Origin of the sequence: Ensifer adhaerens (assembly GCF_002940685.1) — a bacterium.
GTDB classification, from domain to species: Bacteria; Pseudomonadota; Alphaproteobacteria; order Rhizobiales; family Rhizobiaceae; genus Ensifer; species Ensifer adhaerens_E.
Genome location: NZ_PNFP01000006.1, coordinates 183587 through 197202, shown reverse-complemented (window position 1 = coordinate 197202; position 13616 = coordinate 183587). Strand labels below are relative to the sequence as shown.

The window sequence follows — 13616 nt, the reverse complement described above, 5'->3', positions numbered from 1 at the left end:
TAAAAGGCGACGGCGCCGATAAAGCTTTGGGTAGGGTTATCCGCGGCTTTAGGAATCTGGTTTGCAAATGGTAAAGGCTGGAAAATGAGCGGCATGGAGCAAAGAAGGCGATGACGGCCAAGGGCATTGTGATCGGTGAGGACGGATTTTTGCGCTGCGCCTGGCAGGGCAATCTCGACGATTATCGTCGCTATCACGACGAGGAATGGGGGCGTCCGGTCACCGACGACCGCCGCCTGTTCGAGAAGATCTGCCTGGAAGGCTTCCAGTCCGGCCTGTCCTGGCTGACGATCCTGCGCAAGCGCGAAGCGTTTCGCGCCGCCTTCGCCGGTTTCGATTTCGACAAGGTCGCGACATTCGGCGAGGCCGATATCGAACGCTGCCTGGCCGATACCGGCATCGTGCGTCATCGCGGCAAGATCGTCTCGACGATCAACAATGCCCGCCGCGCCCAGGAACTGCGGCAGGAATTCGGGTCGCTCGCCAGCTACTTCTGGTCATACGAGCCCGGGACCGCGGAACGCCCCGAGCTTGTGACCTATGAGGCGATCGTCGCCAATCCGACGACGCCGACCTCTACCCGCATTTCCAAGGATCTGAAGAAGCGCGGCTGGACCTTCGTCGGCCCGACGACGATCTACGCCTTCATGCAGGCCATGGGCCTTGTCAACGATCACATCGAAGGCTGCCATTGCCGCGCGATCGTCGAGGACCTGCGGGGCAAGCTTGCAAGGCCCCGCGCTCGCGTTGCCTGATCGGCGCACCCGTCGTCGGTCAGCCGACGGGTGTTTCCCCGCTGCGTGACGTTGCAGGTCAGCCGCCGTTCCTGGCGAGCCATTCCTTCATCGTCCTGATCTCGCCCTCCTGCGCCTTGATGATGGGCAATCATCCCGCGCACGCCCGGCTCACTGGCGCTGCATCAATCTAGGGAAGGGGCGTCTGCGGTTTCAACCCGTCCGCTCAGGCGTCAAGCGCCGGGCGCTCGCGCGGGATGGCGAAAACCCCCTGAAGCGTGTTTTCGCCGGTTGCCGCATCGAGCAGCGACCGCCCGACACAGAAGAGCTGTGCCGCCTTCGAAGCTGGCGGGCGCACGACGGTCGTGAAGCAGAACGACGATGGCGACGCGGTTGCCTGCTCGAGAATATTGAGCACGGTTGCGCGATCTCGTCCGTCATAGGCGCGCACCAGATCGACGATCCCGCAGGAGCGGCTGGAAACGCCAATGAGCAGGGCGGTCCGTTGCCCGAGTTGAAAGACGCCGCTGGCCAGATCGCAACGCCACGCCTCGACGAAATAGTCGCTTTCGTCGAGGTGCTCCATCCAGCTCGAATGCGCCCCGGGATGCCCGGGTTGGATGGCCCCTGAGCCAGGTGTCATGAATCTCAACATGATGACCTCTTCTTGCCGCATGGACACGACATCTCTCTGCCGGAAACCGTCGTAGCGGCAAGGCGGTTCGATACGACTCTTTGTCGTTGGAATGTTCTTGCCGATGCAGTCATTGCATTCGGGACGCGTTGTCGGCCTGCTGTGGCGAAGATAGCCGATCACCGGTGTGACCGGAACGTCGTCGATCGGTCTGGCAATAAACTTTTAGTGATCGCGCCATGTCTAATGCGCCTTATGGTTGAGGTCAAGCCCCTCCCGGCGTGCCGCGATCATATGCGTGGATACTGACGACCCGAAGTCCACCGGTGTCTGGCTCCGGCGCAAAGCTCCTGCGTATGCCCCGGGCGAACGCTTTGCACGGTGCAAACCCTTGCCGCACCTTAACTGATCCGATAGGGAAAGCAGCCAACACGAGACAGTCCGGAATGCTCCCATGACCGAGAAACAGAAGAAACCGCAGAAGCTCAAGGCGCGTCTTCCGCGCGGCTTCGTCGATCGCTCCGCTGCCGATATCCGCGCGACCGACGAAATGATCGGCAAGATCCGGGCGGTCTATGAGCATTATGGTTTCGATCCGGTCGAAACGCCGCTGTTCGAGTATACCGATGCGCTCGGCAAGTTCCTGCCCGACAGCGACCGGCCGAACGAGGGCGTCTTCTCGCTGACGGATGACGACGACCAGTGGATGTCGCTGCGCTACGACCTGACGGCGCCGCTCGCCCGTCACGTCGCCGAGAACTTCAACGAGATCCAGCTGCCGTTCCGCACCTATCGCTCCGGCTACGTCTTCCGCAACGAGAAGCCGGGTCCGGGCCGTTTCCGCCAGTTCATGCAGTTCGACGCCGACACGGTCGGTGCCGCCGGCGTCCAGGCGGATGCCGAAATGTGCATGATGATGGCCGACACGATGGAAGCGCTTGGCATTGCGCGCGGCGACTACGTGATCCGCGTCAACAACCGCAAGGTGCTCGACGGCGTCATGGAGGCGATCGGTCTTGGCGGTGATGACAAGGCCAATGCCCGCCTGACCGTGCTGCGTGCCATCGACAAGCTCGACAAGTTCGGCACCGAGGGTGTGCGGCTCCTGCTCGGCGAAGGCCGCAAGGATGAAAGCGGCGACTTCACCAAGGGCGCGGGCCTCAGCGCCGAACAGATCGACAAGGTCCTCTTCTTCGTCGGCATCAAGGACTATGCGGAAAGCGCAGCCGAACTCGCAGCCCTCGTTGCCGGGACGTCGAAAGGCGGCGAAGGCGTTGAGGAATTGAATACCATCCGTAGCCTCGTCCTGAGCGCCGGCTATGAGGCCGACCGCATCAAGATCGACCCGTCGGTCGTGCGCGGTCTCGAATATTACACCGGCCCGGTCTTCGAGGCCGAGCTGCAATTTGCCGTCACCAACGAGAAGGGCGAAAAGGTCGTCTTCGGTTCGGTCGGCGGCGGTGGGCGCTATGACGGTCTCGTCTCGCGCTTCATGGGCCAGCCGGTACCGGCGACCGGTTTCTCGATCGGCGTTTCCCGCCTGATGACGGCGCTGAAGAACCTCGGCAAGCTCGGTGCTTCGGAAGTCATCGCCCCCGTGGTCGTTTGCGTCATGGACCGCGACATCGAGAGCATGGGCCACTACCAGCGCTTCGTGCAGCAGCTGCGCCATGCCGGCATCCGCGCCGAAATGTACCAGGGCAACAAGAAGAATTTTGGCGACCAGCTGAAATATGCCGACCGCCGCGGCTCGCCGCTCGCCATCATCCAGGGCGGCGACGAACGCGCAGCCGGCCTCGTCCAGATCAAGGACCTGATCGAGGGCAAGCGCCTGTCGGGCGAGATCGAGGACAATGCGGCCTGGCGCGAAGCGCGCGTGGCCCAGGTTTCCGTGCCGACGGCCGACCTGGTCGAGAAGGTGCGCGAGGTGCTGGCGGCGCAGGCCGAGGATCGGGCAAGGGGCTGACGGTCATGGCCCTTATCAACCTGCCTGCCTTTGCCGATGCGCTGCTTGCCGACTTCGAAAGCCTCGGCACGCTGCGGGTCGACACGCCGGTGATCCAGCCGGCCGAGCCGTTTCTCGCCATGGCCGGCGAGGATCTCCGCCGCCGCATCTTCATGACCGAGAGCGAAACCGGCGAGAGCCTCTGCCTGCGGCCCGAATTCACCATTCCGGTCTGTCTCCGCCATATCGAGGCGGTGACCGGCACGCCGAAGCGCTATGCCTATCTCGGCGAGGTTTTCCGCCAGCGTCGCGAAGGCGGCAACGAGTTCTATCAGGCCGGCATCGAGGATCTTGGCGACACCGACACGGCGACAGCCGATGCACGCGCCGTTTCCGACGCGATGCGCATCGTCGCCAACCGCCTTCCCGGCCGGCCCCTGGCTGTGACGCTTGGCGACCAGGCCGTGTTCGAGGCGGTCGTCGGCGCCTGCGGCCTGCCCGCCGGCTGGCAGAAGCGGCTGATCCACGCCTTCGGCGACCAGAAGCATCTGCAGAAGCTCCTGACCGAACTGGCGCATCCGCGAACCGTCGGCGTCTTCGGTCCCGAAGTGGTGCGGCTGTCGATGGACGGCCTGCTCGAGGACGAGGACCGTCTCGTCGCTCATGTCGCCGCAACGATGGAAGCGACCGGCTACTCGACCAACGCCAGCCGTTCGCCTGAGGACATCGCGCGCCGGCTGAAGGAGAAGATGGAACTGGCGAATACGCGGCTCGACCGCAAGACGCTCGATCACGTCGCCGCGTTCCTGGCGCTCGACGTACCGCTTGCCGATGCGCCGGCAGCCCTCTTCGCCTTCGCGCAGAAATCCGGCCTGAAGCTCGACGATGCGCTCACGCGCTTCGATGCCCGTGTGGCCGCCCTTGCAAAGACCGGTGCCGATATCGGCGCGATCCGCTATCGTTCGGCCTTCGGTCGTCCGCTGGACTATTACACTGGCCTCGTCTTCGAGGTGGAGCTTGCCGGCACGCATGCCGTTCTTGCCGGTGGTGGCCGCTTCGATCGGCTGCTGACGCTGCTCGGCGCCCGCGAACATATCCCGGCTGTCGGCTTCTCGCTCTGGCTCGACCGCATCGAAAAGGCGATTGCCTCTGAAGGGGGCGCTCAATGACCATCACCATTGCGCTGCCGTCCAAGGGGCGGATGAAGGATGACGCCTCGGCGATTTTCGAACGTGCCGGTCTGAAGATCGTCGCGGTCGGCAACGACCGCTCCTATCGCGGCCGGGTCGAGGGTGCTGACGATGTGGAGATAGCCTTCCTCTCGGCGTCGGAAATTTCGCGCGAACTCGGCAACGGCTCGATCGATTTCGGTGTTACCGGCGAGGATCTGGTGCGCGAAGGTCTCGCCAATGCCGATGCCCGCGTCGAGTTCTGCGCCCGTCTCGGCTTCGGCCACGCCGATGTCGTCGTCGCTGTTCCGGAAGTTTGGTACGACGTCGACACCATGGCCGACCTCGGCGATGTCGCCGCCGATTTCCGCGCACGCCACGGCCGCCGTCTGGCGATCGCCACCAAGTACTGGCGGCTGACGCAGAACCATTTTTCGGGCAGCCACGGCATCCAGCTCTACCGCATCGTCGAAAGCCTCGGTGCGACCGAAGGTGCGCCGGCTTCGGGCTCTGCCGACATCATCGTCGATATCACCTCGACCGGTTCGACGCTGAAGGCAAACCATCTGAAGATCCTGACCGACGGCGTGATCCTGCGTTCCGAGGCCTGCCTGGTGCGGGCGCGCAAGGCGGCGCATGACGGCGATCCGGTCGTGGCAAGGATCATCGCCGCGATCCGCGGCGTTGTCTGACGCTGCAAACGGGGCAGGGCAGGTATTCGACGACCTGCGGTGTCCATGCGGTTACAAAAATAAAGTAGGGCCCTCAAAAAGCGCGCCCTCCGCTCCTATGTAAGTCCTGCGCGCGGCGTTTCCGCCGTTTCCCGCTGTTCCGTTCCAGGAGACCTTCATGGCCGATCTGTCCGCCTTTCCGATCACCAAGCGCTGGCCGGCGAAAAACCCCGATATCATTCAGCTCTATTCGCTGCCGACGCCCAATGGCGTGAAGGTTTCGATCGCACTCGAAGAATTGGGCCTGCCCTACGAACCGCACCGCATCGCATTCGATACCAATGAACAGAAATCGCCGGAGTTCGTCTCGCTCAACCCGAACGGCCGCATCCCGGCGATCATCGACCCCAACGGTCCGGATGGAAAGCCGATCGGCTTGTTCGAGTCCGGCGCGATCCTCGTCTATCTGGCGGAAAAGACCGGCAAGCTGCTGCCCGCCGATGCCGCCGCGCGATATGAGACGATCGCGTGGGTGATGTTCCAGATGGGCGGCGTTGGCCCGATGTTCGGCCAGTTCGGTCACTTCTTCAAGTTTGCCGCCGACAAGGTCGCCAATAATTCCTATCCCGTCGAGCGCTACCGCGACGAGGCGAAGCGTCTGCTTGGCGTGCTCGAAGCCCGTCTCGAGGGACGGCAATGGCTGATGGGCGACGACTACACGATCGCCGACATCGCCACCTATCCTTGGGTCGAGGGCGCGCGCCGGTTTTATGGCGGCGCCGAGGTTCTGGAATACGAGAGCTTTCCGAACGTGATGGCCTGGGTCGAGCGTGGCCTGTCGCGACCGGCGGCTCTAAAGGGCATGGACGTGCCGCGCAAGGAATAGCAATCCTTGTTGCCCTGTGCCTGAGTTGACGAAGCGCGGGCGCAAGGCTAGGCCTTGTTGTACGGACGAATAAAAGCAGGTGGAAAGCGTGTCGGGAAGGCTTGTTGTTGTCGGTGGCGGTCAGGCCGCCTTTGCTCTGGTTGCGAAGCTGCGCGCGCTGAAGGACGAGCGGCCGATCACCATCGTCGCCTCCGAGGCAAGCCTGCCTTACCAGCGCCCGCCGCTGTCCAAGAAGTATCTGTTGCGCGAGATGAGCCTCGACCGGCTGCTCTACCGGCCGGAAGCCTGGTACGGCGAGCACAATGTCGATATGTGCCTCGAAACGAGCGTGACCGGGCTCGATCGAGCCGGCAAGCGCGTGTCGCTCAGCGACGGCACGTCGCTCGAATATGAGGTGCTTGCCTTTGCCACCGGCGCGACGCCCCGCCGCTTGCCGGCTTCCGTTGGCGGCGACCTTGACGGCGTCTTCGTCGTGCGCGACTTCAAGGATGCCGACCGCCTCGCCGAGGAGATGAAGCCCGGCCGCCGTGCCCTCGTCATCGGCGGCGGCTACATCGGCCTTGAGGCGGCTGCCGTTGCACGCACCTGCGGTCTGGAAGTCACCGTCATCGAGATGGCCGACCGCATCCTGCAGCGGGTTGCCTCCGCTGCGACGTCCGGGCTCGTCAGGGACATTCACCGCGGCCGCGGTGTCGAGATCCGCGAGGGCACCGGTCTCAATCGTCTTGTCGGTGAAAATGGCCGCGTGACCGCCGCGGAGCTTTCGGACGGCTCGACCCTGCCGGTCGACGTCGTCATCGTTGGCATCGGCGTCACCGCCAACGATCGTCTTGCGCACGACGCCGGGCTGGAGACCGCCGGCGGCATCGTCGTTGACGCACACGGCCGCACCTCCGATCCGGCGATCTTCGCCATGGGCGATTGTGCCGTTCTTCCCTTCGAGGACCTGCGCATCCGCTTGGAATCGGTGCAGAATGCCGTCGATCAGGCCGAGGCGGTCGCTGCGATCCTTGCCGGCAGCGACGCGCCCTACGACCCCAAGCCCTGGTTCTGGTCGGACCAGTACGACGTCAAGCTGCAGATCGCCGGCTTCGGGCTTGGACATGACGAAACGATCGTCAGACCCGGCCAGCGCGAAGGCAGCGTGTCGGTCTGGTACTTCCGGCAGGGGCGGCTGGTCGCCGTCGATGCGATCAATGACGCCAAGGCCTATGTCACCGGCAAGAAGCTGCTCGAAACCGGCGTCAATCCCGATCGTGCCGTCATTGCCGACCCGCAATCAGACCTCAAAGCGTTGCTGGCGCAGCCTTAGGCCGCCGAACCACGCCCGGCAGCGCGCGGCCTTCACTGCAACTTGAAGGCGGCGCCGCTTCAAAATTCATTAACGACGAAATCACTGTGTTGCCGGGCAATTGCCCGGCGGAGCGACGATTTATCATTTCCTTAAGTCACCTGACGCCAACACAGGTCGCTTAACTGGAGGCGAGAGGTCTCGTTTCCTGGCGGTTTTTCATTTAGGCGATTGGCGATGTTCAAGGTTCTTACATGCCTGGTGGTAGAGCATAATCCCAGACTGGTGGTTTTGGCAGCGCTTGTCTGCTTCCTTGCGAGCTACGGAGCAGTTACGCTTCTGCAGCGCGCCCGCGGTTCTTCCGGCAAGGCGAAGGCGATCTGGGCGACGGCTGCGGGCATCGCCAGCGGCTTCGGCATCTGGGCGACCCACTTCATCGCCATGCTCGCCTACGACCCCGGCGTCGTCCTCGGTTACCAGATGGACCTCACCGGCCTGTCACTGGCAGTTGCCATCATCCTGACCACGACAGCCCTGTTGATCGCGACCCATGTCCAGGACCGCCTCGGCTGGATCGCCGGCGGGTTCGTTCTCGGCGGCGGCGTTGCCTGCATGCATTTTCTCGGCATGGCGGCGCTCGACGTGCCGGGCAGCATCCGCTGGGATGCGACGCTGGTCGTCACCTCCGTGGTTGCCGGCTCGCTGTTCGATATCGCTGCCCTGCGCACGATCGCCCGCATCGGCAACCCGGTGAAGGCGAAGGTCCTCGCCACCTTGCTGATGACCCTCGGGATCGTCGTGCTGCATTTCACGGCCATGGGCGCAGTAACGATTGAGGCAGACCTGCTCTCGGCGACCGATGGCGGCATGATCCAGCCGCACTTGCTTGCCTTCGTCATCGCCGGAACCGCCTTCTTCCTGCTGTCGATGGTGCTGATCGCCGCCGGCTTCGCTCATCATGCCGAGCTTTCCGCCGCCGCCGCGGAACGCGAGTTCGCCCGCTTCGTGCGCAGCGTCAAGGATTACGCGATCTACATGCTCGACACCGACGGCCGCGTCGCCAGCTGGAACGCCGGCGCCGAGGCCAACAAGGGCTATAGTGCCGAGGAAATCGTCGGCAAGAATTTCGCCTGCTTCTACGCGCCGGAGGACCAGCGCGACGGCGTACCGCAGCGGGCGCTCGAGGTTGCGCTGGCCGATGGCAAGTACGAGAACGAAGGCTGGCGCTACCGCAAGGACGGATCCCGGTTCTGGGCCCATGTGGTGCTCGATCCGTTCATGGACGATGGCGGCAAGCACGCCGGTTTCATCAAGATCGTCAAGGACATCACCAAGGCGAAGCTTGACGCCGACCGCATCGCCGAGGTCAGCAACAACCTCGATGTCGCGCTCGAAAACATGTCGCAGGGTATCTGCCTGTTCGACAGCGGCGATCGGCTGTTGCTGTCGAACCGACGCTGCCGCGAGATCTTCGGCTTCTCCGAGACGCTCGCTGGCCAGGGGCTGACCTTCCGCGAAATCCTCGACATCGTCTTTGCCCGTATTTACGCCGACCCGGAGGTGGCGAGGACCAAGGCCGAGGAGCTCTACCAGAAGCACCGGATCGAAATGGTCGGCAACGGCGGCGGCGATATCGTCGAAAAGCTCGTCAACGGTCGCTCGATCCTGACCAAGCATCGCACGCTGCCCGACGGCGGCTGGGTGAGCACCTATGAGGATATCACCGAGCGTCTGGACACAGAGGAGCAGATTACCTTCCTTGCCCGCCACGACAGCCTGACGGGACTGCCGAACCGGCTGCAGTTCAGCAGCTACCTCGAAGAGGAACTGGACGCGGCCGCCTGGTTCAACCGCAAGGTCGCGGTCATCGGTATCGACCTCAACAAGTTCAAGGAAGTCAACGACCTGCACGGCCATGCCGCCGGCGACTTCGTGCTGGTGACGATCGCCCAGCGCATGAAGGGCCTGCTGCAGGAGGGCGAATTCGTGGCGCGCTTCGGCGGCGACGAATTCGCGGCGGTCAAGCGCTTCGAGGAACTCTCCGAGCTCAACGACTTCCTGCGGCGGATCGAGAAGAGCCTGCACGAGGAAATGCGCTTTGGCGATTTCGAGCTCAAGTCCGGCGGCAGCATGGGTGTCGCGATCTATCCGCAGGATGCGGAGACGGCCGATACGCTGATCAACAATGCCGACCTCGCCATGTACCGGGCGAAGGCTGCGCTCAACCAGACCGTCTGCTTCTACGAGGTGTCGATGGACGAAGCTGCCCGCCAGCGGCGCGCACTTGCCAACGACCTGTGGGATGCGATCGACAAGAAGCAGCTTGCCCTGCACTACCAGGTTCAGAAATCGGTGATGTCCGGGGAGGTTATCGGTTACGAGGTGCTGTTGCGCTGGAGCCACCCCGAACGCGGCATGGTTCCACCCAGCGAGTTCATTCCGCTGGCCGAGGAGTGCGGCGCCATCCTGCCGATTGGCGAATGGGTGCTGCGTGAAGCCTGCCGCGAAGCGGCGGGATGGGAAAACAGCCACAAGATCGCCGTCAATCTCTCGCCGGTTCAGCTTGCCAATGGCGATATCGTCAGCCTGGTGCGGGAAGTGCTTGCCGAGACCGGTCTTGACCCGAACCGGCTGGAGCTGGAAATTACGGAATCGACGATCATCGACGACAAGGAACGGGCGCTGCTGACGCTGCGGCAGATCAAGGAGCTCGGCGTCACGATCGCGATCGACGACTTCGGCACGGGTTACTCCTCGCTCGAAACGCTTCGTTCCTTCCCGTTCGACAAGATCAAGCTCGACAGGAGCTTCATGTGGGAAGTGGAGGGCAGCCCCCAGGCCAAGGCGATCGTGCGCGCCATTCTTGCGCTCGGCCGGAGCCTGTCGGTGCCGGTTCTTGCCGAAGGCGTCGAGACGCAGACGCAGCTCGATATCCTGCAGACGGAGGGCTGCGACGAGGCACAGGGCTATCTGCTCGGTCGCCCGGCGCCGATCGCCGTTCTCTTCACGGGCAAGGACGACGCAGCGGCTGCCTGAGCCTGACGCCCATGGTTCTTCGCCAAGTGGTTCAGTGCAATCGCCCATGGGGCGGTTGCACGGCGGCGATACCTGTCATCGCGATTTCATGCTTGCAGCGGCGGTAACCGTGGGGCTGGCTTTTGGCAGCGGTTCTACTGGCGCAGCAGCGCGCGGCCCGCAACTTCCACGAGGAAGCGTGGAAAGAAAAAGATGCCGGTGATCATGCCGGAATAGCGCTGTTCGAGGCCGGAGGATTCGCCGATGCAGAACAGCGGCTGCTTCTGGCCGGATTCCTCCAGCGCGATCGTCGTCGAAAAACAGAAGGACGAGCAGCTTGTCGCCGCCTGCTCGAACAGTTCGAGCACGTGGTTGCGATCGGCCGGATCATAGCAGCGTACGAAATTCAGAAGGCCGCATTCCCCATCGCGCAAGCCATGGATGGCAGCCGCCTTCTCGCCGAGCCGGAACAGGCCCGTCGACAGGTCGCCGGACCAGCCCTCGGAGACGCAAAACTGCTCCACGAATTCTTGATGCGGAAGGCCGGGATGCGGCTGTCCCGGAGAGCCGAGGGGAACGGAATTTGCTCTGGTGATCTTAAACACGGTCTACCCCAGCAGAGTTCCCGGAGCCGCCTTCGACGCCCCAGGGAAATGCGTCCCAATGTGCAAACTGCGCTCGACATGACCAATACGAGAGCGCACGCCACATGACATGGGTGTCTTCTCAAGTAGAAAGGTCGATAGATAGTAGTGGGTCTCGCCGACGAACTGATTTCGAAGGAGAGTGTCGGCTTAATTTGCGATTAAATACTTTTATTCTTTAGGTATAGTCTCGAAGAAATTCCGGATGCGCAGCGAATACGAAAAAGCCCTGGCGAATGCCCGCCTGCCTTAAGTCTGCCGCCCAGTCTCCCCTCAATCTTCGCTCACTTGGGGCGCTGTTATAGTTCGTTTTTTTTCGACTTCAACGGTTTTTTGAAGTCCGACTACAACCGATGGGTTTTTTCTGCCGGCTGTTCGGCAGATGCTTCACCGGCGGTGAACGGCATTGATAAAAAACAAGAAAGGCGACCCGAGGGCCGCCTTTCCGATCCGGATGGATCTTCTGTTGTGAAAGGCTGACGCCTTTATCACATCATGTCCATGCCGCCCGTTCAGCGCGCCTGACGCGCTGAACCGCTTTAAGTGCATGGGCGAAGCTTTATGGACGATGCTGCGATAAGGCTGACGCCTTTATCACATCATGTCCATGCCGCCCATGCCGCCCATGCCGCCCGGCATGCCAGCCGGAGCGTCCTTCTTCGGCAGTTCGGCGATCATGGCTTCCGTCGTGACGAGGAGGCCAGCAACCGAAGCTGCGTCCTGAAGGGCGGTGCGAACGACCTTGACCGGGTCGACGATACCCATGGCGATCATGTCGCCATATTCGCCGGTCTGGGCGTTGTAGCCGTAGTTGTCTTCGTTCTTGTCGAGGATCTTGCCGACAACGATCGAAGCTTCATCGCCAGCGTTTTCAGCGATCTGGCGGGCCGGAGCCTGCAGAGCGCGGCGAACGATGTTGATGCCGGCTTCCTGGTCTTCGTTGACGCCCTTGACCGAGATCTTGGAGGCCGAACGCAGGAGTGCGGTGCCGCCGCCCGGTACGATGCCTTCCTGAACGGCAGCGCGCGTCGCGTTGAGAGCGTCGTCGATGCGGTCCTTCTTTTCTTTCACTTCGACTTCCGTCGAGCCGCCAACGCGGATCACGGCAACGCCGCCAGCGAGCTTGGCAAGACGTTCCTGCAGCTTTTCGCGGTCGTAGTCGGAGGTGGTTTCTTCGATCTGGGCCTTGATCTGAGCAACGCGGCCTTCGATGTCGCCCTTCTGGCCGGCACCGTCGACGATCGTCGTGTTTTCCTTGGAGATCGAAACCTTCTTCGCACGGCCGAGCATGTCGAGCGTGACGTTTTCGAGCTTGATGCCGAGGTCTTCGGAGATCACCGTGCCGCCCGTCAGGATGGCGATGTCTTCGAGCATGGCCTTGCGGCGGTCGCCGAAGCCCGGAGCCTTGACGGCAGCGATCTTCAGGCCGCCACGCAGCTTGTTGACGACGAGCGTTGCAAGAGCTTCGCCTTCGACGTCTTCCGCGATGATGAGGAGCGGCTTGCCGGTCTGAACGACAGCTTCGAGAACCGGGAGCATGGCCTGGAGGTTCGAGAGCTTCTTCTCGTGGAGGAGAACGAAGACGTCGTCGAGGTCAGCGACCATCTTTTCCGGGTTGGTGACGAAGTAGGGCGACAGGTAGCCGCGGTCGAACTGCATGCCTTCGACGACTTCGAGTTCGGTTTCGGCGGTCTTGGCTTCTTCAACCGTGATGACGCCTTCGTTGCCAACCTTCTGCATCGCTTCTGCGATGTCGAGGCCGATCTGACGCTCGCCGTTGGCCGAGATCGTGCCGACCTGTGCAACTTCTTCCGAGGTGTTGATCTTCTTGGCCTTGGCCTGGAGATCCTTGACGACTTCGGTGACAGCGAGGTCGATACCGCGCTTCAGGTCCATCGGGTTCATGCCGGCAGCAACAGCCTTTGCGCCTTCGCGAACGATCGCCTGGGCAAGAACGGTTGCAGTCGTCGTGCCGTCGCCGGCGATGTCGTTGGTCTTCGAAGCAACTTCGCGGACCATCTGGGCGCCCATGTTTTCGAACTTGTCTTCGAGTTCGATTTCCTTGGCGACCGATACGCCGTCCTTGGTGATGCGCGGAGCGCCGAAGGACTTGTCGATGATGACGTTACGACCCTTCGGGCCGAGCGTGACCTTTACGGCGTCAGCGAGGATGTCGACGCCGCGCAGCATCTTTTCGCGCGCGGTGCGGCCGAACTTGATTTCTTTTGCAGCCATTAGAGAACTCCCGGGCTCATTGCCCATTGGTTGTCATGAAAAGGGGTGGACGACGGCTGGATCAGCCGATGATGCCCATGATGTCGGCTTCCTTCATGATCAGAAGGTCTTCGCCGTTGATCTTGACTTCGGTGCCAGACCACTTGCCGAACAGAACGCGGTCGCCAGCCTTGACGTCGAGAGCAACGACCTTGCCGCTTTCGTCACGGGCGCCCGAACCGACAGCGACGATTTCGCCTTCCTGCGGCTTTTCCTTGGCGGTGTCCGGAATGATGATCCCGCCCTTGGTCTTCTCTTCAGACTCGACGCGGCGAACGACGACGCGGTCGTGCAGCGGGCGGAAGTTGGTGCTTGCCATTAGTCTAATCCCTCGATCAAATGACACTACGGAT

11 protein-coding genes are annotated in these 13616 nt (G+C 62.5%); 7 read left to right on the top strand and 4 right to left on the bottom strand.

The window, feature by feature from the left end:
- Nucleotides 1-110: 110 nt before the first annotated feature.
- Nucleotides 111-755 carry a DNA-3-methyladenine glycosylase I gene (locus tag C1A35_RS13875; protein ID WP_104664886.1) on the top strand — a complete coding sequence of 215 codons (645 nt, stop codon included), beginning with the start codon at nt 111-113 and terminating at the stop codon, nt 753-755.
- A 205-nt stretch (nt 756-960) separates the two neighbouring features.
- On the opposite strand, the gene C1A35_RS13870 is transcribed toward C1A35_RS13875, so the two are convergent.
- On the bottom strand, nt 961-1389 hold the full coding sequence (locus tag C1A35_RS13870; RefSeq protein WP_104665065.1) for a hypothetical protein: 429 nt from the start codon (nt 1387-1389) through the stop codon (nt 961-963).
- A gap of 433 nt (nt 1390-1822) precedes the next feature.
- Between C1A35_RS13870 and hisS the strand changes: the two genes are divergently transcribed.
- The 6 genes from hisS to C1A35_RS13840 all read left to right on the top strand — a co-directional run bounded on the left by hisS (nt 1823) and on the right by C1A35_RS13840 (nt 10366).
- Entirely contained in the window at nt 1823-3334 is a 1512-nt protein-coding gene (gene hisS, locus C1A35_RS13865; RefSeq protein WP_104664885.1) for a histidine--tRNA ligase, read from the top strand.
- 5 nt (nt 3335-3339) lie between these two features.
- Nucleotides 3340-4482: an ATP phosphoribosyltransferase regulatory subunit gene (locus tag C1A35_RS13860; protein WP_104664884.1), complete on the top strand. Its 1143-nt coding sequence runs from the start codon at nt 3340-3342 to the stop codon at nt 4480-4482.
- On the top strand, nt 4479-5174 hold the full coding sequence (gene hisG, locus C1A35_RS13855) for an ATP phosphoribosyltransferase (RefSeq protein ID WP_104664883.1): 696 nt from the start codon (nt 4479-4481) through the stop codon (nt 5172-5174). The genes C1A35_RS13860 and hisG overlap by 4 nt, the downstream gene beginning before the upstream one ends.
- A gap of 157 nt (nt 5175-5331) precedes the next feature.
- Nucleotides 5332-6039, top strand: a complete 708-nt coding sequence (locus C1A35_RS13850) for a glutathione binding-like protein (RefSeq protein WP_104664882.1) — start codon at nt 5332-5334, stop codon at nt 6037-6039.
- An 88-nt stretch (nt 6040-6127) separates the two neighbouring features.
- The gene (locus C1A35_RS13845) at nt 6128-7351 is read left to right on the top strand and encodes an NAD(P)/FAD-dependent oxidoreductase (RefSeq protein WP_104664881.1); all 1224 of its coding nucleotides are present in this window, start codon (nt 6128-6130) and stop codon (nt 7349-7351) included.
- A gap of 216 nt (nt 7352-7567) precedes the next feature.
- Nucleotides 7568-10366 (top strand): bifunctional diguanylate cyclase/phosphodiesterase, encoded by a 2799-nt coding sequence (locus C1A35_RS13840; protein WP_104664880.1) that lies wholly within the window; start codon nt 7568-7570, stop codon nt 10364-10366.
- Nucleotides 10367-10500: 134 nt separating this feature from the next.
- Here C1A35_RS13840 and C1A35_RS13835 read toward each other — a convergent pair whose 3' ends face one another.
- From C1A35_RS13835 to groES, 3 genes are all read right to left on the bottom strand, one after another.
- Complete coding sequence (locus C1A35_RS13835) at nt 10501-10950, bottom strand: hypothetical protein (protein WP_104664879.1); 450 nt, start codon at nt 10948-10950, stop codon at nt 10501-10503.
- Nucleotides 10951-11583: 633 nt separating this feature from the next.
- Complete coding sequence (groL, locus tag C1A35_RS13830) at nt 11584-13224, bottom strand: chaperonin GroEL (protein WP_104664878.1); 1641 nt, start codon at nt 13222-13224, stop codon at nt 11584-11586.
- 61 nt (nt 13225-13285) lie between these two features.
- Nucleotides 13286-13582, bottom strand: coding sequence for a co-chaperone GroES (groES, locus tag C1A35_RS13825; RefSeq protein ID WP_004675403.1), 297 nt, complete (start codon nt 13580-13582; stop codon nt 13286-13288).
- Between the last annotated feature and the right edge of the window lie 34 nt (nt 13583-13616).

Bases quoted from the DNA above. Each gene is read 5' to 3' on its own strand.
- C1A35_RS13875 (WP_104664886.1), top strand. From the start codon at position 111: ATGACGGCCAAGGGCATTGTGATCGGTGAGGACGGATTTTTGCGCTGC.
- C1A35_RS13870 (WP_104665065.1), bottom strand. From the start codon at position 1,389: ATGTTGAGATTCATGACACCTGGCTCAGGGGCCATCCAACCCGGGCAT.
- hisS (WP_104664885.1), top strand. From the start codon at position 1,823: ATGACCGAGAAACAGAAGAAACCGCAGAAGCTCAAGGCGCGTCTTCCG.
- C1A35_RS13860 (WP_104664884.1), top strand. From the start codon at position 3,340: ATGGCCCTTATCAACCTGCCTGCCTTTGCCGATGCGCTGCTTGCCGAC.
- hisG (WP_104664883.1), top strand. From the start codon at position 4,479: ATGACCATCACCATTGCGCTGCCGTCCAAGGGGCGGATGAAGGATGAC.
- C1A35_RS13850 (WP_104664882.1), top strand. From the start codon at position 5,332: ATGGCCGATCTGTCCGCCTTTCCGATCACCAAGCGCTGGCCGGCGAAA.
- C1A35_RS13840 (WP_104664880.1), top strand. From the start codon at position 7,568: ATGTTCAAGGTTCTTACATGCCTGGTGGTAGAGCATAATCCCAGACTG.
- groL (WP_104664878.1), bottom strand. From the start codon at position 13,224: ATGGCTGCAAAAGAAATCAAGTTCGGCCGCACCGCGCGCGAAAAGATG.
- groES (WP_004675403.1), bottom strand. From the start codon at position 13,582: ATGGCAAGCACCAACTTCCGCCCGCTGCACGACCGCGTCGTCGTTCGC.